22 protein-coding genes are annotated in these 22,663 nt (G+C 36.4%); all 22 read left to right on the forward strand.

The features are described from left to right. Positions 1-333: 333 nt before the first annotated feature. The 22 genes from BK574_RS00005 (at position 334) to BK574_RS00110 (ending at position 22,651) form a co-directional block, all read left to right on the forward strand. Positions 334-1,074, forward strand: a complete 741-nt coding sequence (locus tag BK574_RS00005) for a ClpP family protease (protein WP_075385704.1) — start codon at positions 334-336, stop codon at positions 1,072-1,074. An 11-nt stretch (positions 1,075-1,085) separates the two neighbouring features. Further along, positions 1,086-1,292, forward strand: coding sequence for a YlzJ-like family protein (locus tag BK574_RS00010; RefSeq protein WP_238457899.1), 207 nt, complete (start codon positions 1,086-1,088; stop codon positions 1,290-1,292). A gap of 446 nt (positions 1,293-1,738) precedes the next feature. Beyond that, a complete protein-coding gene (locus BK574_RS00015; protein WP_078426989.1) occupies positions 1,739-4,069 on the forward strand; it encodes a DNA translocase FtsK in 2,331 nt (776 codons plus the stop codon). Positions 4,070-4,093: 24 nt separating this feature from the next. Continuing rightward, on the forward strand, positions 4,094-4,819 hold the full coding sequence (locus BK574_RS00020) for a GntR family transcriptional regulator (RefSeq protein ID WP_078426990.1): 726 nt from the start codon (positions 4,094-4,096) through the stop codon (positions 4,817-4,819). Positions 4,820-4,863: 44 nt separating this feature from the next. Beyond that, positions 4,864-6,153, forward strand: a complete 1,290-nt coding sequence (gene yfmF / locus BK574_RS00025; RefSeq protein ID WP_075385708.1) for an EF-P 5-aminopentanol modification-associated protein YfmF — start codon at positions 4,864-4,866, stop codon at positions 6,151-6,153. Next, the gene (gene yfmH / locus BK574_RS00030; protein WP_075385709.1) at positions 6,150-7,451 is read left to right on the forward strand and encodes an EF-P 5-aminopentanol modification-associated protein YfmH; all 1,302 of its coding nucleotides are present in this window, start codon (positions 6,150-6,152) and stop codon (positions 7,449-7,451) included. Before yfmF ends, yfmH begins: the two co-directional genes overlap by 4 nt. Beyond that, positions 7,452-8,177, forward strand: coding sequence for an elongation factor P 5-aminopentanone reductase (gene ymfI, locus BK574_RS00035; protein ID WP_078426991.1), 726 nt, complete (start codon positions 7,452-7,454; stop codon positions 8,175-8,177). A gap of 75 nt (positions 8,178-8,252) precedes the next feature. Continuing rightward, positions 8,253-8,504, forward strand: a complete 252-nt coding sequence (locus BK574_RS00040; RefSeq protein ID WP_075385711.1) for a DUF3243 domain-containing protein — start codon at positions 8,253-8,255, stop codon at positions 8,502-8,504. A gap of 394 nt (positions 8,505-8,898) precedes the next feature. After that, complete coding sequence (locus tag BK574_RS00045; protein WP_075385712.1) at positions 8,899-9,666, forward strand: YmfK family protein; 768 nt, start codon at positions 8,899-8,901, stop codon at positions 9,664-9,666. Positions 9,667-9,683: 17 nt separating this feature from the next. Beyond that, on the forward strand, positions 9,684-10,580 hold the full coding sequence (locus BK574_RS00050; RefSeq protein WP_078426992.1) for a helix-turn-helix domain-containing protein: 897 nt from the start codon (positions 9,684-9,686) through the stop codon (positions 10,578-10,580). A 165-nt stretch (positions 10,581-10,745) separates the two neighbouring features. Then, positions 10,746-11,240: a YajQ family cyclic di-GMP-binding protein gene (locus BK574_RS00055; RefSeq protein ID WP_075385714.1), complete on the forward strand. Its 495-nt coding sequence runs from the start codon at positions 10,746-10,748 to the stop codon at positions 11,238-11,240. A 33-nt stretch (positions 11,241-11,273) separates the two neighbouring features. Further along, positions 11,274-11,849, forward strand: coding sequence for a CDP-diacylglycerol--glycerol-3-phosphate 3-phosphatidyltransferase (gene pgsA / locus BK574_RS00060; RefSeq protein WP_175576462.1), 576 nt, complete (start codon positions 11,274-11,276; stop codon positions 11,847-11,849). Between the two features lie 58 nt (positions 11,850-11,907). Beyond that, a complete protein-coding gene (locus BK574_RS00065) occupies positions 11,908-13,140 on the forward strand; it encodes a competence/damage-inducible protein A (protein WP_078426993.1) in 1,233 nt (410 codons plus the stop codon). Between the two features lie 17 nt (positions 13,141-13,157). Continuing rightward, positions 13,158-14,753, forward strand: a complete 1,596-nt coding sequence (locus BK574_RS00070) for a DEAD/DEAH box helicase (RefSeq protein ID WP_075385717.1) — start codon at positions 13,158-13,160, stop codon at positions 14,751-14,753. A gap of 339 nt (positions 14,754-15,092) precedes the next feature. Beyond that, on the forward strand, positions 15,093-16,142 hold the full coding sequence (gene recA, locus BK574_RS00075) for a recombinase RecA (protein WP_075385718.1): 1,050 nt from the start codon (positions 15,093-15,095) through the stop codon (positions 16,140-16,142). Between the two features lie 150 nt (positions 16,143-16,292). Beyond that, on the forward strand, positions 16,293-17,288 hold the full coding sequence (locus tag BK574_RS00080) for a metallophosphoesterase family protein (RefSeq protein ID WP_078426994.1): 996 nt from the start codon (positions 16,293-16,295) through the stop codon (positions 17,286-17,288). Further along, positions 17,275-18,711: an AAA family ATPase gene (locus BK574_RS00085; protein ID WP_078426995.1), complete on the forward strand. Its 1,437-nt coding sequence runs from the start codon at positions 17,275-17,277 to the stop codon at positions 18,709-18,711. The genes BK574_RS00080 and BK574_RS00085 overlap by 14 nt, the downstream gene beginning before the upstream one ends. Before the next feature lie 15 nt (positions 18,712-18,726). Continuing rightward, positions 18,727-18,981, forward strand: a complete 255-nt coding sequence (locus BK574_RS00090; RefSeq protein WP_075385721.1) for a hypothetical protein — start codon at positions 18,727-18,729, stop codon at positions 18,979-18,981. After that, positions 18,974-19,639, forward strand: coding sequence for an ATPase (locus tag BK574_RS00095; protein WP_078426996.1), 666 nt, complete (start codon positions 18,974-18,976; stop codon positions 19,637-19,639). The genes BK574_RS00090 and BK574_RS00095 overlap by 8 nt, the downstream gene beginning before the upstream one ends. Positions 19,640-19,790: 151 nt before the next feature. Next, positions 19,791-21,356: a ribonuclease Y gene (gene rny / locus BK574_RS00100; protein ID WP_075385723.1), complete on the forward strand. Its 1,566-nt coding sequence runs from the start codon at positions 19,791-19,793 to the stop codon at positions 21,354-21,356. 130 nt (positions 21,357-21,486) lie between these two features. Continuing rightward, positions 21,487-22,281 carry a TIGR00282 family metallophosphoesterase gene (locus BK574_RS00105; protein ID WP_075385724.1) on the forward strand — a complete coding sequence of 265 codons (795 nt, stop codon included), beginning with the start codon at positions 21,487-21,489 and terminating at the stop codon, positions 22,279-22,281. A 109-nt stretch (positions 22,282-22,390) separates the two neighbouring features. After that, positions 22,391-22,651, forward strand: a complete 261-nt coding sequence (locus BK574_RS00110) for a stage V sporulation protein S (protein ID WP_075385725.1) — start codon at positions 22,391-22,393, stop codon at positions 22,649-22,651. Positions 22,652-22,663 lie beyond the last annotated feature (12 nt).

The following is a 22,663-nucleotide window of genomic DNA, read 5'->3' on the forward strand; positions in this document are numbered from 1 at the left end:
AGTCTAGTAGACAGATATAACCACTTACGTCATACCTAAGTGAACCGCCGTATACGGAACCGTACGTACGGTGGTGTGAGAGGTCGGGGGTTAGTCACCCCCTCCTACTCGATTTACTGTAGGAGAATTTGACTTCTTTTTAAGTCTAAAATATAAGAAAGCCATCTTAGTAGACTGGTGACTTTTCAACATTAAGTTAAACTTCATAAATAGTTTGATTTTTTAACATTCAAATGGAACAAATTTACGATTATTAAATCTGAGATGTATAGGGAATGATTCGCGTGTATGACGACATACTAATGATAGCTACATATAAAGGAGGACCATATTATGACGGAATCAAACCAACCACAGCAACCTCAAGGTGACGAAAAGCCTGCTCTTGACCCAAAGTCAAGTATCGTTAATAAAATTCAAGAGTTAGGACAAACGAATGTTCCTGACATGGATGCTTCAAACATTCATTGTATAACAATCGTAGGTCAAATTGAGGGACATATGCAGCTACCACCTCAAAATAAAACAACGAAATACGAACATATTATTCCTCAGCTTGTCGCTGCAGAACAAAATTCAAAAATCGAGGGATTACTTATTATCCTAAATACAGTAGGGGGGGATGTTGAAGCAGGGTTAGCAATTTCTGAAATGATTGCATCTATGTCCAAGCCATCAGTAACGCTTGTTTTAGGAGGAGGTCATTCGATAGGAGTCCCAATCGCAACGGCCTCTAACCATAGTTTTATCGCGGAAACAGCAACTATGACAATTCATCCTGTTCGCTTAACTGGTCTTGTAATAGGTGTGCCGCAAACGTTTGAATATTTAGATAAAATGCAAGAACGGGTCATTCGTTTTGTTACAAAACACTCAGCCATTGATGAAGAAAAGTTTAAAGAACTTATGTTTTCAAAAGGAAACTTAACAAGAGATATTGGAACTAATGTTATAGGAACTGATGCTGTTGACTATGGTCTAATTAATGAAGTGGGGGGAATAGGTCAAGCGTTAAGTAAGTTAAATTCTCTAATTGAAGAACATCGTACAAGTGGCGGTGAGATCGTCCAATGATATTGTACACGATGTTACCAGAAGAAATGATTTTTCCACAAGAAGAAAGTAGCTTTGCCAACCAACAAACCATACCAGTAGAAGGCGGCTTATTAGTAGTAGAAGATATTGGACAATCTCAGTATAAAGTGATACGTCTGATTAGTAGCAATCCAGGTCATTATTTAAATGAGAGCTATACACCAGGGCGAATTATTATGGGAAAACCACAACTTTAATTATGTAGACAGGTTTTGTATTATGTTATAATCATAATACCTAACTTGGTTGAAGCAGCCAATTTTGGCTGCTTTTCTACTCTATGGAAAATGATTACAAAATAAAAGTCTATCCTACTTTTATCCCGCAACAACTGGCAGTAATACCCCACTTCAAGACTTCGAGGAATTAAAGAAGGATAAGTGGGGGATAAACTGCCAGTAAGTGCCCGATTGGTTCAACTAACCATCAGTGGGGGAAGAGGAAAACCCATCACTGATGGGAGTTTCACTTTATGGAACGCATCATGAAGTTGTTAAGGGAAAGTGAATAAGGTTAAAGTAAAAATAATATGAACTAACTTGTATAAAATGTATCAAGTTGGTACCTTATACCGTGAAGTTTCACTTTATGAGACAAGCACCATAGTAATTTCGTATATTAAGTCACAGTAGAGGGTGAAATGATGTCAAAGAAAAGAAAAAAGAAACAAACAGAATGGAAAACACAATTGACGTTTGAATTAATTGGTTTATCTTTATTTATTTTGTCAATAATCACGTTTGCAAGATTAGGTAGTGTCGGGGATGTATTTGTTCATTTATTTCGCTTTTTTATAGGGGAATGGCACGTTGTTTTAACGATTAGTCTATTTATTTCGTCTTTATATATTATTATTAAACGAAAAATACCTTCATTTTGGACACGAAGATTAGCTGGTATCTATTTACTTTTGTTCGGGTTTATTTTGCTAAGTCATGTCCGTTTATTTGAAGTTTTAGCAAACAAAGATGGATTCGAAGACCCGTCTGTATTACGTAATACGTGGGAATTATTTTGGTTGCAAGTTCATCAAACAGCATCTGTAAATGATTTAGGTGGTGGAATGGTAGGAGCGCTAGGTTATGCAGCTACTCACTTTCTTTTTGATGCACCAGGAACTTATTTAATTTCTTTTTTCTGTATGATCGTTGCTATATTATTGATTACGAATCAATCACTATCTGAAGTGATTAACCGGATACTTAATCTAGGAAAACAGATTTGTATGGCTACTTTACGTTTTTTGCAAAAACTATTTACAAGTTGGAAGGAAGAATGGGATTCTAAGTTAGCTGAACGACGCGAAAAACAAAAAGAAAAGAAAGAAAAAACGTCAGAAGAAAATAATGAACCAATTTTAGTTCCTGCTGAACCAGTAATACATGATTTTACGAACCAATCTTATGAGAATACAGAAGGTCCTGATTTAACTTTACCGCTATCAAATGAAGCAAAGAAGGAAAAGGAGATCATAGAGACAGAAGAAACGGAAAAGTTCGATCCGATTCCTGCACAACCGCTATTGATGACCGAAATTGCGAATGAAGACTATCAATTACCGAGTTTAGAATTACTGAATTTACCTAATAATAATGGGCAACACATGGAAAAAAGACATATATCAGCAAATGCTAAAAAGTTAGAGCAAACACTTGAAAGTTTTGGAGTAAAAGCAAAAGTAACAGAAGTTCACCTAGGACCAGCCGTTACCAAGTATGAAGTACACCCAAGTGTTGGGGTTAAAGTTAGTAAAATTGTTAACTTAGCCGATGATTTAGCTCTCGCTCTAGCAGCTAAAGATATTCGAATTGAAGCACCGATACCAGGCAAGTCAGCTATAGGAATAGAAGTTCCAAATAAAGAAGTGGCGCTGGTTACTTTAAGAGAAGTTCTTGACTCTTCAATAAATCGGCAAGAAGCACACCCTCTCTCAGTTGCTTTAGGAAGAGATATTTCAGGTGAACCAGTTTTAGCAGCATTAAATAAAATGCCACATTTACTTGTAGCTGGTGCGACTGGAAGTGGTAAAAGTGTGTGTATTAATGGGATTATTACTAGCATACTTATGAAAGCAAAGCCCCATGAAGTTAAGCTTATGATGATAGACCCTAAGATGGTTGAATTAAATGTCTATAATGGGGTTCCACATTTGTTAACCCCAGTCGTAACCGAACCGAAAAAAGCATCACAAGCACTTAAAAAAGTGGTAAATGAAATGGAACGACGGTATGATTTATTTTCCCATTCTGGAACGAGGAATATTGAAGGATACAATGACTTGATAAAAAAACAAAACGACATGGGTGAGGCAAAACAACCTTTATTACCATATATTGTTGTCGTTGTTGATGAATTAGCAGATTTAATGATGGTTGCATCAGGGGACGTTGAGGATTGTATTACTCGGTTAGCACAAATGGCCCGTGCCGCAGGTATTCATATGATTATTGCAACGCAACGACCATCAGTTGATGTTATTACAGGGGTAATTAAAGCGAATATCCCTTCTAGGATCGCATTTGGTGTATCATCACAAACAGATTCTAGGACAATCCTTGATAGTGGTGGAGCAGAAAAACTTCTAGGTCGAGGGGATATGCTTTATCTACCTGTAGGAGCTACTAAACCGACACGTGTACAAGGAGCTTTTTTATCTGACGATGAAGTTGAAACGATCGTTAATTTCGTTATAAGTCAACAAAGAGCGCAATATCAGGAAGAAATGACACCTACAGAAGAGCCTGAGATTGTTGAAAAAGTAGATGATGAGTTATATCAGCCAGCAGTTGAGTTAGTTGTGGAAATGAATACAGCATCTGTTTCAATGTTGCAACGTAGATTTCGTATAGGATATACAAGAGCGGCTAGACTTATTGATGAAATGGAAGCTAGAGGTATCGTTGGACCTTATGAGGGAAGTAAACCAAGGGAAGTTTTAGTGTCTAAATCAACAGAAGAAGCTTCGGCACAATAATTGTTGGGGTAAGGAGTGGGGAGAATGATTAAAGCTGATAATCGACCATTGTATTTACAAGTCATAGATAGAATTAAAGAAGACATCGACCAACAAGTATTTAAAGAGGGTGAAAAGTTACCGTCTGAATTTGAATTATCTAAACAGTTAGGTGTTAGTAGAGCAACATTACGAGAGGCGTTGCGAATTCTTGAAGATGAAGGGGTAGTTCTTCGAAGACACGGTGTTGGTACTTTTGTCCATTCCAAACCTCTGTTTTCTTCCGGAATTGAAGAACTGTATAGTGTTTCAGATATGATCGCAAATGCAAAGAAAGATCCTGGGACAATTTTTTTGTCCTCCTATGTAGAGGATGCAACTGAAGATGACAGAGGTAGATTTAGTAATGATAGTATGGAGAATTGCGTTGTGATTGAAAGAGTACGAACCGCTGATGATGAACCTGTTGTTTATTGTCTTGACCGAGTTCCAGAAGAAATTCTCGGTAAACATTCGATCCATGAAATTGGCTCGATTTTTACCTTTTTAGAAAGTATCGGTCATAGTATTTCTTATGCAGTGACAACTATTACCCCAGTTGGCTATCATGAAACGGTATCGCCTATTTTAAACTGTGAGCCAGAAACCTCCTTATTACTATTAAAGCAAATGCATTACGATGAGTCAGACGAGCCAGTACTTTTTTCACTTAATTATTTTAGAGCCGATAAATTTAAGTTTAAAGTAGTAAGAAAACGGATAAAAGCATAACCTAAGCTAAGCAAGAACTGTATTCTAGAGCAGGGAGTGATATGATGAACCAACTTCAAGAAATTCAAAGTGAGTTAAACGGTCTAAATTTACATATGGTTAATACGCCGAAATATAAAACGACCACAATTGTTTTATTTTTAAAAGCACCACTAGAAGCGAAGACTGTAACGAAAAGAGCGTTAATTCCGCATATACTACAAAGTGGAACGGCGCATTCACCAACAAGAAAAGAGATTAGAAATCGATTAGATGAACTGTATGGTGCAAGTTTATCTGTAGATGTTCAGAAAAAAGGCGAAGAACATGTCATTGGTTTTCGAATGGATATCGCCAACGAAAAATTTCTAAAAGACTCAACCCCGTTGTTTGAAAAAGCAGTAGAACTGTTAGCTGAAGTATTACTACAGCCAAAACAAGAAAATGGACAGTTTGCAACGTCGATCGTTGAAAGCGAAAAACGGTCGTTAAAACAGCGGATCAAATCGGTATATGATGATAAAATGCGATATGCTAACATGCGAATTACAGAAGAAATGTGTAAAGGTGAACCATTTGCGTTATCAGTACATGGTGAAGAGAAACAAATTGATGAAATAAAAGGTGACGATTTATTTGCCTATTACCAACAACTTTTACAAGAAGACAAAATGGATTTTTATATTGTCGGTGATATAGATCCCGATGCTGTAAGAACAACAATCCAACAATACTTTTCACTTCCTGAAGGACGTAAAAATACAGGGGTTACTGTTCAAACAACACAAAAGCAAGTCAGTGAAGTGAAAACTATTTTTGATGAACAAGATGTCAAGCAAGGAAAACTTCATATGGGTTATCGTACCTATACAACATTTAAAGATGACGCTTATTATGCACTACAAGTATTTAATGGTTTATTCGGTGGCTTTTCGCATTCTAAATTATTTATAAACGTTCGTGAAAAAGCGAGCTTAGCTTATTATGCTGCTTCTCGTTACGAAAGTCATAAAGGTATTATTATGGTTATGTCTGGAATTGAATTTGAAAACTATGATAAAGCTGTTTCCATTATTAATGAACAAATGGAAAACATGCAAAAAGGTGAATTTTCTGACGGAGAGTTAGATCAAACGAAAGCAATGATCAATAATCAGTTATTAGAAACAGCTGATACAGCTAGAGGCTATGCTGAACTTTTATATCACAATGTCGTTGCTAACAAAGAACGCTCTCTCGATGAATGGATTCAAGGAATTAATCGTGTTACGAAAGAGGACGTTATAGCGATTGCAAATCAAATCAAGTTAGATACCATCTATTTCCTAAAAGGAAAGGAGGGGACAACAGCATGAAAGAAATTCAATTTGAGCAATTGAAAGAATCTCTCTACTATGAAAAGTTAGATAATGGTCTTAATGTTTACGTCCTTCCAAAAGCGGGTTTTAATAAAACGTATGCTACGTTTACGACAAAATACGGTTCAATTGATAATCACTTTATTCCACTCGGAAGTAAAGAAGCAATTGTTGTTCCAGATGGAATTGCTCATTTTCTTGAACATAAAATGTTTGAAGATGAACATGGGGATGTTTTTCAAGACTTTAGTAAGCAAGGTGCTCAAGCAAATGCATTCACCAGCTTTACACGCACCGCATATTTGTTTTCAAGTACATCTAATGTAAATAAAAATATCGAAACATTACTTAACTTTGTTCAACATCCATATTTCACAGAAGAAAGTGTTGAGAAAGAAAAAGGAATTATCGGACAAGAGATTAATATGTATGACGATAACCCAGATTGGCGTGTATATTTTGGTGTTATTGAAAATATGTATGAGCATCACCCTGTGAAAATTGATATAGCAGGAACAATCCCATCGATCGCTAAAATTACAAAAGACTTATTATATCAATGCTACGAGACATTTTATCATCCGAGCAATATGGTAATGTTTGTTGTAGGTCCTGTGGATCCGAATGAAATTATAAAGCTAGTGAAAGAAAATCAAAAAGCTAAAACTTTTAAAGATCCTGAACAAATTGAGCGTTTTTTTCCAGCAGAAGGAAAAGAAGTCGCGAAAAAGAAAAATGTTATTACGATGAGTGTACAAACACCAAAATGTTTAGTTGGTTTTAAGGAAAGTCAACCAACTAAACAAGGTATGGAATTATTACAACATGAACTAGGAATGAATATATTACTGGACTTAATGTTTGGTCAAAGTTCTTTAAATTACCAGGAATTGTATGATTCTGGGTTAATTGATGAAACGTTTTCGTTTGATTACTCAGCAGAGTACGGATTTGGATTTACGATTCTTGGCGGTGATACGAAGTATCCAGACCGTTTAGCTGACAATATCAAAGAGATGGTTGAAGCTTTTATTTCTAGTCCATTAGATGAAATGGAAGTGGAAAGAGCAAAGAAAAAGAAAATAGGTTCATTTTTAAGGTCACTAAATTCACCAGAATACATTGCAAATCAATTTACCCGTTATCAGTTTAATGACATGAATTTATTCGATGTTGTACCAGTGTTAGAAAAAATCAATGTAGAAGCGTTAACTACAATCATGAAGGATCATTTTAACTTTGATCGATTTACTGTTTGTCAGGTGAAATCTGAAGGGTATACGGAGGAACAATAATTGAACCAAACTTGCCTAATAACTGGGGCGAGTGGAGACATTGGGGCAGCCATTGCTAAAAAAATGGCTGCCCGTGGTTTTTCACTTATCCTCCATTACTACAAAAATAAAGAAAATGTTTTAAAAATAGCTGATGAATGTCGCCTCTATAACATTGATATTCAAATCGTTCAAGCAGACTTATCAAAAAGAGGAGCAGCTACTGCATTAAAAAACGAGCTGAGTAAACCAATTGATGTTATTATTCATAACTCGGGATCATCTTATTATGGATTACTTACCGATATGAACGACGAAGAAATAGAGAAAAACATCCAATTACATTTAACCACACCTATTCAATTGACGAAATTACTTTTACCATCCATGGTTGCAAAACAAAGTGGCAATATTGTTGTTATTTCCTCTATTTGGGGGTTGGTGGGCGCATCTTGTGAAGTTGTTTATTCAGCAGTAAAGGGGGGTCTCAATTCATTTGTAAAGGCTTTAGCAAAAGAACTTGGGCCTACGGGTATACGGGTAAATGGTGTAGCACCTGGTGCGATCAAAACAAATATGCTTTCATCATTTAATCATGACGAATTAGAAATGCTTGAAGAAGAAATTCCGATGGGCAGACTAGGAACACCATTTGAAGTTGCCAATACAGTCTCATTCTTATCATCTAATGAGGCAAGTTACATAAATGGACAAATTATATCAGTCAATGGTGCTTGGTATTGTTAACGTAAATTTTAACTGCATAATATCACTTCGTTCATGAAAAACTATGTTTGAACATAAATGAAGGAGGGATAAATTATGTCTGTTTTAGATAATTGGGAACAGTGGAAAGATTTTTTAGGCGATCGTCTCAATCAAGCAGAAAATGAGGGGATGAATCAAGCCGTTATATCTGATGTTGCTTATCAAGTTGGAGAATACTTGGCACAACAAGTTGAACCAAAAAACGAACAGGAACGTATACTAGCGGATTTATGGAAAGTAGCTGATGAGCAAGAACAACATGCTATTGCTAATATGATGGTTAAGCTTGTTCAAAACAATCATTAATTCGAAGGTGCTGCAAAAGTTTGCAGCACTTTTTCATTATAGATAAGTAAGTTTCATTTCATTAAAAGCTGTTCAATCAACTAAAAGGCTTTTGTTTGAAGAGGTAGAAGCATATCGGTTATATGTTTTAACTCATCTTCCTTAATTTGAAATTGTAAAATATATTGATATGATGTGAAAAACTATGAGAAGTCAATAGAAATCACTTGTTTATTCAACAAGTAATAGCGTAAAATGAAATTATAGGATTTACAAATGGAAAAAGTTACATATAATACGATGTCAGGAATAAGATTAATTCTTAAATATTATATTTTACTGAAGAATAAATATAAATTTTTTGACTATAGCGTATCGTTCATTGAAAAAGTCTAAAGGAGGGGGGCGAAATAATATGAAAGAATGGTATTTAGAATATCAAATACATAAAAATCGTCCAGGTTTATTAGGTGACATTGCATCATTACTTGGAATGTTATCCATAAATATTGTAACCATTAATGGGGTAGAAGATAGACGTAGAGGAATGCTTATTCGAAGTTCTTGCGATGACCAAATTAAAAGATTTCATTCCATTCTAAATACTATTGATAATATTACTGTCATCAAACTTCGTGAACCACACTTACGAGATCGTATGGCAATAAGACATGGTCGCTATATTGAACGTGATGCTGATGATAAAAAAACGTTTCGATTTGTTCGTAATGAATTAGGTCTACTCGTTGATTTTATGGCTGAGTTAATGAAAAAAAACGAACACTCATTAATTGGTATTAGAGGTATGCCTCGAGTAGGAAAGACCGAATCCGTTGTGGCTGCAAGCGTTTGTGCCAATAAGCGTTGGTCTTTTATATCATCGACCTTACTCAGACAAACGGTAAGAAGTCAATTAGCTGATGATGAATTAGGTGAGAATCATATCTATATTATAGATGGAATTGTCTCTACGATGAGAGCGACCGAAAAGCACAGAATATTAGTCAATGATGTGATGAGATTGCCTGCAGTTAAGGTTGTTGAGCATCCAGACATATTTGTTAGAGAAACAGAATTTACATTAAATGATTTTGATACAATCATTGAGTTGCGAAATGAAGAATCAGAAGAAATTTCATATGATGTTGTTGAATCTGGTTTTTCTTCTTTCGATATTAGCTAAGTTGGTAGGTGTTTTCATTGTCTGAATTAGGCCAGAGATTAAGAGAAGCAAGAGAACAAAAAGAAATTAAACTAGAAGATTTACAGAAGACAACGAAGATTCAAAAACGCTATCTACTCGCAATTGAACAAGGTAATTTTGATGCGCTACCAGGTAAATTTTATGCTCGTGCGTTTGTTAAAAACTACGCAGAAGCAGTTGGTCTTGATGCAGATCAAATACTTCAAGAGTTTGCGTCGGAGTTACCGAATCCGCATAAAGACGGATCAGAATTACCATCTAGGCGCACAGTTCGAGCAAAAAATGCACCAACTACGACTAAGAAAAAATCAAAGGGATATTCAATCTTTCCTGCGTTAGTTGCTGGTGTTATTATCATTTTAGTTTTTGCTGGGATTTGGTTTGCTGCACAAATGAATTCGAGTGATGGTGCTGAAGGGGTTGTTCCAGAGGAACAAGAAGATGCGTTTGAAGGTGAAATTAGTGATGAAATTCCTACTGGTGAAGTTATACCTGATGAAGATGAAGAGGAATTAGCTGAGCAAGATGAAGCTACATCAGTCCCAGATGAAGAAGAACAGGTCGAAGAACAGACACAAGAGTTTACACAAACTCAAGTTTCGGGCAACCATAGTTTCTATACTTTAGAAGGAACGGATACATTTGAAGTAGTGTTATCATTTACTGGTCGAAGTTATGTTGGAATTCAAAATGGAAAAGGAAATTCTTTCTTTGCCTCTGAAGCTAGAGAAGGCGATGAGCAAAGTTATGATTTTAGCTCTGAAGAAGAAATAACCTTTAACCTTGGCATTTCGCAAAATGTAGAGTTGACCATTAATGATGAACTGTTTGAATTACCACTCGAGGCTGTTCATCAAAAGCTAACCATTACTTTTCAACCACCAAATGAATAGTTGATTAGCGAAGAGTCGAGTTGTTGCTCTTCGCTTTCTTATGTCAATATTGGAGTATATAACCACTATAACAACAATTTCTCAATTTGGTATAACCTATGATACAATATTATTTGAGTTGACATGAGTGTACATTTTTTAGAAGTAGGAAAGGGATGTAGAATTATGGCAAAAGAGCATTCTTTTGATATTGTTTCTGAAATAAATATACAAGAGGTAGATAATGCTATTCAGCAAGCGATAAAAGAAATTCAAACTCGGTATGATTTTAAAGGTTCTAAAAGCACGATTGAACGTACCGATAAGGATAAAATCACGTTAATTTCTGATGATGAATACAAATTAGAAAGTGTTATTGATGTATTAAAAGGAAAATTTATTAAACGAGGTCTTTCCCAAAAATCAATGGATTTTAGTAAGATTGAAAAAGCTTCAGGAGGGACAGTACGACAAGTAATTACGCTTGTTTCTGGTATTAGTACTGAACGTGCGAAAGAAGTCACTAAATTAATCAGAGATGCTAAGTTGAAGGTTAAAGCGCAAATTCAAAATGAGCAAATCAGAGTGACCGCAAAGAGTATCGACGATTTGCAAGAAGTCATTCAATTAGTAAAGTCAAAAGATTTGGAGTTCCCTGTTCAATTTGTCAATATGCGTTAAAAAGTTGAAATGTTTAAGGTAGGGAGGATCCTTGTGAACGTACCAAATCAAATTACCATTTCTAGAATTTGTCTTATTCCAATTTTTATGATCTTTTTAATTGTTCCAATGGACTTTGGAAATTTATCTATACTTGGTACACATATCCCAGTGTCTCATTTTATAGCAGCGATCGTTTTTATCATTGCTGCAGCTACTGACTGGTTAGATGGGTATTATGCTAGAAAATATAAGCTTGTTACGAATTTGGGAAAATTTTTAGATCCTTTAGCTGATAAGCTATTAATTACCGCTGCGCTTATTTCGTTAGTCGAACTACAAATGGCCCCAGCTTGGATGGTTATCGTAATTCTAAGTCGTGAATTTGCCGTTACTGGTGTTAGACTGGTTGCCGCTGCTGACGGGTCAGTAATAGCTGCTAGTCCGTTAGGGAAGATAAAGACAGTTTTCCAAATTATTGCAATCTCAGCTTTAATGCTACATAATTTTCCCTTTGCGCCGTTAGATTTTCCATTCGGTATGCTGATGTTATGGATAGCGACGTTATTAACGATTATATCGGGAATTGATTATTTTATGAAAAATAAACATATTTTTTTAAAGGCATAACCAATATGTATGTATTTTCATGTCAACAAAATATGGGGAAGTGAACTGAGGTGCATGAATGAACAGTGAAATAATAGCTGTAGGATCTGAGCTTTTGCTAGGACAAATTGCAAATACAAATGGCCAATTTCTATCGCAACAATTGGCTCCACTCGGTATTAATGTCTATTACCATACCGTTGTAGGTGATAATAAATTACGCCTTCAAGAAGCAATTAAACAAGCTAAAAAGAGAGCAAACCTAATCATTATAACGGGCGGTTTAGGCCCTACTAAAGATGATCTAACTAAAGAAACAGTTGCGGAACTACTAAATTGTTCATTAGTTTACCATGAACCATCAATGGAACAAATTGAATCTTTTTTTAAAAATAGTAAAAGACCGATGACAGAGAATAACAAAAAGCAGGCTTTAGTTATTAATACGGCGACTGTATTAAATAATGACAATGGAATGGCACCAGGAATGGCAATTTATCATGAAGGGGTTCATTACATGCTATTGCCAGGTCCACCAAAAGAGTTAAAGCCTATGTTTATTAATTACGGTCAAGCTTATTTAATAGCAAACTTGCATGAACAAGCTGTTATTCATTCAAGAGTGCTTCGCTTTTTTGGAATCGGCGAGGCTAAATTAGAAGAAGTTCTCATTGATTTAATTGAATTTCAAAGTAATCCAACGATTGCGCCACTAGCAGGGGACGGCGAAGTAATGTTACGCCTAACTGCAAAACATAATGATAAAGCGAAAGCTCTTTTATTATTAGATGAATTAGAAGCTAAAATACAAACTAGAGTTGGAAAGTTTTTGTATGGCTATGATGATACATCACTAATGAAAGAGTTAGTCAACCGATTGTTGGCTAAGAAATTAACAATAGCATCTGCAGAAAGTTTAACGGGTGGGATGTTTAGTCAAGAACTTACAGATTTTTCAGGTGTTTCGGAAGTTTTTTCAAGTGGCGTTGTAAGTTATTCAAACGAAATGAAGGAGAAAATCCTTTCTGTGTCAAAAAATACATTAGCAGAGTATGGTGCGGTCAGTAGCGAATGTGCCATTGAAATGGCACAAGGTGTAAAGAAATTATGTGAAACTGACATCGGTATAAGTTTTACAGGTGTAGCAGGACCAAATCAACACGAAGGTAAGAATGTGGGAACAATATATATTGGTGTTGCTTTACCTAACGGGGAATCGAAATCATTTTCATTGAATTTGTCTGGAACTAGATGGCAAATTAGAGAACGAACTGTAAAATTTGGCTGCTATTACTTGCTGAAAGAATTATAAAGGTGGAATTATAGAGAATGAGTTATTTTAAAGATTTTAACATTACAGATCAAGTGAAAAAAGCAATCCATGATATGGGGTTTGAAGAACCATCACCAATACAGGAAAAAGCAATCCCTATCATATTGTCTGGTGATGATATCATTGGACAAGCACAAACTGGAACTGGAAAAACAGCTGCTTTCGGTATTCCTGTTGTTGATAAAGTGACAGAAGATCGCTATGTACAGGCACTTATCTTAACCCCAACACGTGAACTAGCTATTCAAGTTTCAGGGGAACTGCAAAAGTTAACGAAATATAAAAAGATACGGACATTGCCTATTTATGGGGGACAATCAATTTCACATCAAATACGTGCATTGAAGCAAGGTGTTCAAGTTGTCATTGGTACTCCAGGACGTATCACAGACCATATTAGAAGACAGACATTAAATCTTGATAAAGTCCATACCTTAGTTCTTGATGAAGCCGATGAAATGTTGGATATGGGATTTATTGACGACATTGAAGCCATCTTAAAGCAGGTTAATAGTGAACGTCAAACACTTTTGTTTTCAGCTACGATGCCACCACCGATTAAGAAACTTTCGTACAAATATATGAAAAATCCAAAGCTCGTTGCCATTAGTAAAGGTGAGGTTACAGCGCCATCTATTGACCAAGTGTATTACAAGGTACTAGAGCGAAATAAACTAGATTCTTTATGCCGCATTATTGACAGTGAGGAAATAGACCTTGGTATTATTTTCTGTCGGACGAAAAAAGGTGTATCTGAGTTAACAGAAGCTCTTCAAGCAAGAGGGTATATTGCTGATGGGTTACATGGGGATTTAACACAATCACAACGCGATAACGTCATGAAGAAGTTTCGTGACTCAACAATTGAGTTCCTTATTGCAACAGATGTCGCTGCGCGTGGTATTGACGTTGATAATGTAACACATGTTATTAATTACGACATACCACAAGACCCTGAGAGTTATGTTCATAGAATAGGTAGAACTGGTCGCGCAGGTAGAAAAGGATTAGCGCTGACACTTGTGACACCTCGGGAAATGAAACATTTACGTTCAATTGAAGATGAGATTAAGATGCCTATCCCTTCAGAGAACGTACCAACATTTGCGGAAGTGATTGAGAAACAACAAGAAACATGGAAGAAACAAATTGAATCAGCTATGAATGATGATAAAGATAGTGAATGGTTTGCACCACTAGTCCATGATCTTCTAAACACATATCCAGCGGAAAAAGTAGTGACTGCTTTACTTAAGCGCAACTTCCTTAATGATAATACGTTGGATGACGATGGCTATAACTTTGGTGAAACTGGTGGAGCTAAAGGAATGGTTAGGTTCTTTATCAATGTCGGAAAAAATGTAAACATGAGTCCTAAAATTCTCATCGAAGAAATTTCTGAACTTGTTGGTATACCAGGAAAAGCAGTAGGCCGTATCGACATTTTTGATAAATTTACGTTCGTTGAAGTTCCTGAAGAAGTAGCACCATTTGTTTATGAAGCTCTTCGTTATTCACGCATTAATGGAGCTCGTGTAAACTTAGAACCTGCTAAGCCGCGTCCAAAACGTGAAAAACGTCCTTTAAAATGATAAAATAAAAAACGTACTCATAAAGTGTCTGTGCTCCTCAATTTTTACAAGATATTGGTTCGCAATAGATTGTTACTGAGGTGCCTGACGCTTTACAATGAGTTCGTCCACTCTTCTAATCTCCCTTTTATTTACTTAATTCCATATCTTAACACAAAGAAAAAAACGAATAAATGTTCGTAAAATCTATTGGCAAAACGAAAAAAACAAGTTATCATAAGTAGAGACATATGAGATATGTTGTAACGTACGTGGTTGTTGTTTAAACTTTCATGTACGTATTTAAAATATGGCCTATAAAGTGTAAAAATATTTTCATATATTTGAGGAGATGACATAATGAGTGATAGAAAAGCCGCATTAGAGATGGCATTAAGACAAATTGAAAAACAATTTGGTAAAGGGTCTATTATGAAAATGGGTGAACAAACGGAAACAAGAGTATCCACAATTTCAAGTGGTGCATTAGCGTTAGATATCGCTCTTGGTGTAGGTGGGTACCCACGAGGAAGAATTATCGAAGTGTATGGCCCTGAATCTTCAGGTAAAACGACAGTTGCACTACATGCAATTGCAGAAGTTCAACGTCAAGGCGGACAAGCTGCTTTTATCGATGCTGAGCATGCACTCGACCCAGTTTATGCAAAAAAATTAGGTGTTAACATTGATGAATTACTACTTTCACAACCTGATACTGGAGAACAGGCGTTAGAAATAGCTGAAGCATTAGTACGTAGTGGTGCTGTTGATATTATTGTTATTGATAGTGTGGCAGCTCTTGTACCGAAGGCGGAAATCGAAGGAGAAATGGGTGACAGTCATGTTGGATTACAAGCACGACTAATGTCTCAAGCTCTCCGAAAACTAGGTGGAGCAATTAATAAATCGAAGACGCTTGCGGTTTTTATCAACCAAATTCGTGAAAAAGTCGGCGTTATGTTCGGTAATCCAGAAACAACTCCAGGTGGGCGTGCCTTAAAGTTCTATTCTTCAGTTCGTTTAGAAGTTAGACGTGCTGAAACGTTAAAACAAGGAAACGATATGGTAGGAAATAGGACAAAAATTAAAGTTGTTAAAAACAAAGTAGCTCCTCCATTTAAAACTGCAGAAGTAGATATTATGTATGGAGAAGGCATTTCAAGAGAAGGTTCTATCTTGGATATTGGGGCAGAATTAGATATTGTTCAGAAGAGTGGCGCATGGTATTCATTCAATGAAGAACGTCTAGGACAAGGTCGTGAAAATTCAAAGCAATTCTTAAAAGAGAACGGAGATTTAACGGCTGAAATCGAACAATTAATTCGATCGCATTATGGACTTGACGGGGAGATCACAGTAGAAGCTCCAACTGAAAGTGAACTTGATGAATTACCATTAGATTTGAAATAATTGATATATAATCTGTATAACCCAGAATTACGTCTAATAAAAAGACTCTTTTATTAGGCGTATTCGGCGTACAGAAATAGTAACAATCGAAACAATTTGGATGGCACCTTTATAGGTGCTTATTCTTTTGATGGGAGCGAGGGGTACTGTTTGAAGTTTCTATACTTTACTGATACGCACATTCGTGGGACGACACCTAAAAACCGATTAGATTCATTTGTGGATACATTAAAGACAAAACTCGTTGAAATTATGGAAATTAGTCAACGAGAAAACGTCGATGTATTGCTTCACGGTGGTGACGTTTTTGATCGACCAGATTTATCACCAAACGTTGTTGGACAATTTGCGCAAATTTTTCGTCAAGCAAATGCTCCAATTTATGCAATATCAGGAAATCATGATACGTATGGTCATAACCCTGAAACCATTCCAAGGACGATGCTCGGCTTATTACATGCGTTTGGCATCATAACGGTCATTACACCCGAAGAACCTTTATTAATTGAAAAAAACGGTGTTAAAGTTCAAATTTCAGGTCAACCTTATCATTATGACATAGACCAACGAGACGCTAAGCTAGATTACTATCCTGAAAATCAATCAGATGCCGATATTCTCATCCATCTCGTTCATAGTATGCTAGTTGAAAAAGCACTTCCAGACGGTATACCTTATACGATCATTGACCATATTTGGGGGACAACGGCAGATATTATTTTGACTGGCCATTTCCACGGCGGGTTCGGAATAAAGGAAAAAAACGGGAAATATATCTGCAATCCTGGAGCGATTGCAAGAGTAAATAATCATTGGTCTGAAGTTATTCGAATTCCAAAAGTAATTATTGGAAAAATAACGCAACACGACATTAAATTAACAGAAGTTCCGCTAACAACAGCATTAAAAGGTGAAGAGGTGTTAGATCGTAGCTACCTTGAAAAGGCTGTCCATCAAGAAGAAAAATTAAATTCTTTTATCCAACAAGTGAAAGAGCAAACGAAGTTCCATACAATCAACATGAAACAAATTATTACTGAAATCGCTTCTATGTCAAATGTGGATGACAAGGTAAAAATTGAAGCCTTGCGAAGGATTGAAGTGATTGAAGAGTTGTGGAAAGGTGGAGACCATGAATTGGATTAAAGAAGTTCGTCTTGAAAACTTTCAGTCTCATCTCGATACGACGATTTCTTTTATAAACGGACTTAATGTTATTGTCGGTCAGTCAGATAGTGGAAAAACATCGATATTACGTGGAATACGCTGGGTTTTATTTAATCAACCACGAGGAACGGACTTTATGAGAGTAAGTGGTGATTTTGTCCGGGTAACCTTAACGTTTGCGAATGAGTGTAGCATTGTAAGAGAAAGAACGACATCAAGAAATCGTTATATTATTATGGCACTAGGAAAAGAAGACCTCGTTTTAGAAGGTTTTGGTATTCATGTTCCTCAGGAGGTATTGGACGCTCATCAAATCTATCCATTACGAATTGATCGAGATATGGAAATATTATTAAACGTTTCCCAGCAACTAGATGGGCCTTTTCTTCTCGACCAAACAGCATCTGTAAGAGCGAAAACAATCGGAAGAATTAGTGGAGCGCATTATATTGATATGGCTGTACGAGACACGACAAAGGATGTCGCCAAGCTACAACAGCAGACACGACATGTTGAAACAGAAGCAGAGATACTCAAAGAGAAAATAGCACCGTATCAGTTTTTAGATAAAGCAAAAGAACAGCTAGATATTATAGAACAACAATTTAAACTAATAAAAGAAAAGGATGCTAAACTTTCTAGGTTAGAAAGCGTAAAAAAACATTGGAAAGATTTAGCGGGAGAAAAGGAAAAAGTTGAAAATCGTCTAACGATTCTTAAAGAGGTTGACGATTGGGAGAGAATCCTAGAAAGGTTACAGTTTTTATCCGAAAAAAGGCGATTGTTTCAACTGAAGTACACTCAAATGAATGAAAATCAGAAAGCGATCAAGACTTGTAAACATTGGATATTAAAAACGGATAGCGTCGATACCGCAATGAAAAATGCAGTGGCAATAGAAAGAAAATTTGATCGAATAAATAAATTAATCCAGCTTAAACAACTTCAAGTTCGATTACATCGTAGTTTAATAGATGTTAGCACCATCATGAACAAAACCTCATTTGCTACAAACTCTGAAGAACAAAAAGTGCAAGAGCTCCTACGAAAAGTGAAGTCAGCAAACGAGTTACGGAGTTTTCAACAACACTATGACACACTTAACCTACAAATAAAATCGTTGCAAAAGAGGGTCGAAGGATTACAACGTATTAAGAATAGTGAAGAAAAGCATCGTGAACTTCATTCTGAATTACAACAGCTAGGAACTTATAAACGTAGCCTAGAAAAATATAGAGAAGTAAAAAGGCGATTGAGGGATGGAGTTACTTTTATTGCAGAAAAACAACAAGAAGAACATCAATTAAAACGTCAATATGAGCAATTATTACTTCAAAAAGGAAATTGTCCCACTTGTGGTGGGCAATTAAGTAGTTCTGTAATCAAACAACTATTAACATAACGGTGGTGAAACAATATGAATCATGTTGAGTTAGAACTTACAAAAATTAAAGAAGCGATCGATAGAGCAAAAGATATGCGCTACAGAGCAGAAGCGAAACTAGAAGAATTGGAAAATCAACAAAAGAGATTACTCAATGAATTAGAGGAACTCGGCGTTAAACCAGAAAAACTGGAGGAAGAAATTCAAAAGCTAGAAGAAGAAATCGAAAAAGGTTTAGCGGAAGCCAAATTAATGATTCCTAAAGAGTTGATGGGAAAACATGAGTAGATTTCAACAGTCAATTAAAGAATTGGAACGGGAATTGCAACTTGCAAAAAACGAGTGGGTCCGTTTGGATGTTAATAGAATACTATTAACAGAACAGCTTGAAGAAAAGTTAAACTCATTAGACCAATATTATGAAACAAAAGAAACATATGAAAAAGCTAGAGTATTATTGCAGCAGTCTGCAGAGTACGCTCGTGAACAAGCAAAACAGCAGATTGAAAGTTTAGTAACGAACGCCCTGCAATTTATTTTTGGTCCTTTATTTGCTTTTCAAATTGAAATTGAAGAGCATGGAAATAAACCAGTGGCTGAATTTTATGTCGTGTCAGATTATGAAGGCATCAAGGTTAAAACAAAACCTCAGGAAGCACGTGGAGGAGGCGTTGTCGATATCGTTACATTAGCCTTGCGTGTAGCACTAATTGAAACAACTGAGCCGAAAATGGAAGGGCCAATTCTATTAGATGAACCAGGAAAACATGTTTCAGGAGAATACGTTCTTTACTTATATGAATTTCTTAAATCGATAAGTACGATGTTTAACCGACAAATTATTATGATTACTCATAACCAACATTTAGCACAGTCTGGTGATCAAGCTTATTATGTTGATATACGCGATGGTATTAGTGAAGTAAATCAATCTGTCAATGCTTGACAACAAAAATATCCAACTATACAATTAAGAAGAATACGGCATTTTAAATGTCATGTTTCCTTCATGAAGTGTGTAAGTTAACGCACAATAATTAACGAATGATAATATGACTTTTGGAACCAACAATTAGATAGCAAGAGGAGGTGACTACATGGATAACGTCTTAATCATCTCCATTTTGCTTGTTGTCTCTGCTGGTGTTGGTGCAGTTGTTGGATATCTTGTTCGAAAATCCATTGCTGAAGCGAAAATTTCTAGTGCGGAACATGCTGCTAAACAGATTGTTGAAGATGGTAAACGAGAAGCTGAAGCTAGTAAGAAAGAAGCCGTTCTTGAAGCAAAGGACGAGGTTCATAAACTTCGCATAGAAGCTGAGCGTGAGATTCGTGAACGTAGAAATGAGATTCAAAAACAAGAGAATCGTTTGGTTCAAAAAGAAGAGATCCTTGACCGTAAAAGTGAAACTCTAGACAAGAAAGAGGAATCATTAGAAAAGAGAGAGGAGTCTCTCGCCAAAAAACAACGACATATTGAAGAGATGGATAGCAAAGTGGAGGAAATCTTGAACAAGCAGAAAACCGAACTTGAAAGGATTTCTGGACTTTCTAGAGAAGAAGCGAAAGAAGCTATTCGAAGCGAAGTTGAGCAAGACCTTACTCATGAAATGGCAGTGTTAGTGAAAGATCGATTAACACAGGCGAAAGAAGAAGCTGATAAGAAAGCTAGAGAAATTCTTTCGTTAGCTATTCAAAGGTGTTCTGCCGACCATGTAGCGGAAACAACAGTTTCTGTTGTCAGTCTACCTAATGATGAAATGAAAGGTCGCATCATTGGTAGGGAAGGGCGTAATATTCGAGCATTGGAGACACTGACAGGGATTGATCTCATTATTGATGATACTCCTGAAGCAGTGATCTTGTCAGGGTTTGACCCTATTCGTAGAGAAATTGCCCGTACAGCTTTAGAAAAGCTCGTTCAAGATGGACGAATTCATCCAGCTCGTATTGAAGAAATGGTAGATAAGTCTCGTCGCGAGGTTGACGAAACGATCCGTGAATACGGAGAACAAGCAACTTTTGAGATGGGAATTCATGGCTTACATCCAGACCTTATTAAAATATTAGGTCGATTAAAGTTTAGAACAAGTTATGGTCAAAATGTCTTGAAGCACTCGATGGAAGTTGCTTACTTGGCGGGACTAATGGCTGCTGAACTTGGTGAAGATGTACAACTTGCTCGTCGTGCTGGTTTACTCCATGATATTGGAAAAGCCATTGATCACGAAGTAGAAGGAAGCCACGTTGAAATTGGTGTAGAACTTGCTACAAAATACAAAGAGCATCCAGTTGTTATTAATAGTATTGCATCGCACCATGGTGATACCGAACCAACTTCAATTATAGCTACACTCGTTGCTGCTGCTGATGCATTAAGTGCGGCACGACCAGGTGCTAGACGAGAAACTCTAGAGACGTATATACGACGATTAGAGAAACTTGAAGAAATATCCGAGTCTTTTGAAGGTGTTGAAAAGACTTATGCTATTCAAGCTGGACGAGAAGTTCGAATTATGGTAAAGCCTGATATCGTAGATGATGCACAAGCCTATAAATTGGCTCGTGATATCACTAAGAAAATTGAAGAAGACCTTGATTACCCAGGTCACATTCGCGTTACAGTCATACGTGAGACAAGGGCAGTCGAGTATGCAAAATAAAGTGGTGAAAACCACTTTATTTTTTTTCGATCGTTTTATGCTATAGGACTTGTAAAGGGCAATTATTTTTATATATGATTAATTCAGGGAAAGTACATACATAAAGTAAGTTATAGAAAAGAGGCTTTAGATGAAAATATTATTTGTTGGAGATGTTGTCGGTTCACCTGGTAGAGGAATGATAAAAGAATACTTACCAAAACTAAAAAAGAAGTACCGCCCACAAATATCAATCGTTAACGGTGAAAATGCAGCTGGTGGAAAAGGTATTACCCAGAAAATATATAAAGGTTTTCTGGATGCAGGCGCTCAAGCCGTCACATTGGGCAATCATTCCTGGGATAACCGTGAAATTTTTGAATTTATTGATGATGCTAGATCACTAGTTCGTCCTGCAAATTTTCCAGATGGTACGCCAGGACAAGGCTATACAATCGTGAAGGTAAATAGTATTGAAGTGGCTGTAATTAACTTAATGGGAAGAACGTTTCTTCCTCCAAACGATTGTCCTTTCCGAAAAGTTGACGAAATAATAGAACAGGTACAAAGTAGAACTCCAGTTATTTTTGTAGACTTTCATGCTGAAGCTACGAGCGAAAAGCAAGCGATGGGTTGGTATTTAGATGGCAGAGTCACAGCGGTCGTTGGTACACACACACATGTTCAAACTGCCGATCACCGAGTATTACCTAAGGGCACAGCTTATATTACTGACGTTGGGATGACAGGGCCTTATGACGGCATATTAGGTATGGAACGTTCAGCGGTGTTAAATAAATTTTTAACGAACTTACCCGTTAGGTTTGAAGTTGCAGAGGGAAGAGAGCAGTTAAATGCTGTCGTTATTACTGTTGATGAAAAAAATGGTCGAGCAAAATCGATTGAAAGGATATTAATTAACGAAGATTTTCCATTTTATGAGTAAATAAAAGAAAGAATATTTCGAAAATACCTCTTTAAAAGAAGGAATATAAGAATATTTCGTGAATATATTTAATATGCGGCAATATTCATCATTAAGGGAGGTACAAGAAATGGAGATATTAAAAGTTTCAGCAAAATCCACACCCAATTCAGTAGCAGGAGCACTTGCAGGGGTCATTAGAGAACGGGGCGCAGCAGAAATTCAAGCTATTGGCGCTGGAGCTCTAAATCAATCGATTAAAGCGATTGCTATTGCAAGAGGCTTTGTGGCACCAAGTGGGATTGATCTCGTTTGCATTCCTGCTTTTACGGATATTAAGATTGATGGTGAGGAAAGAACAGCCATTAAATTAATTGTAGAGCCACGATAGGTGCTCGAATAC

This window comes from Alkalihalobacterium alkalinitrilicum (assembly GCF_002019605.1).
GTDB lineage: Bacteria > Bacillota > Bacilli > Bacillales > Bacillaceae_F > Alkalihalobacterium > Alkalihalobacterium alkalinitrilicum.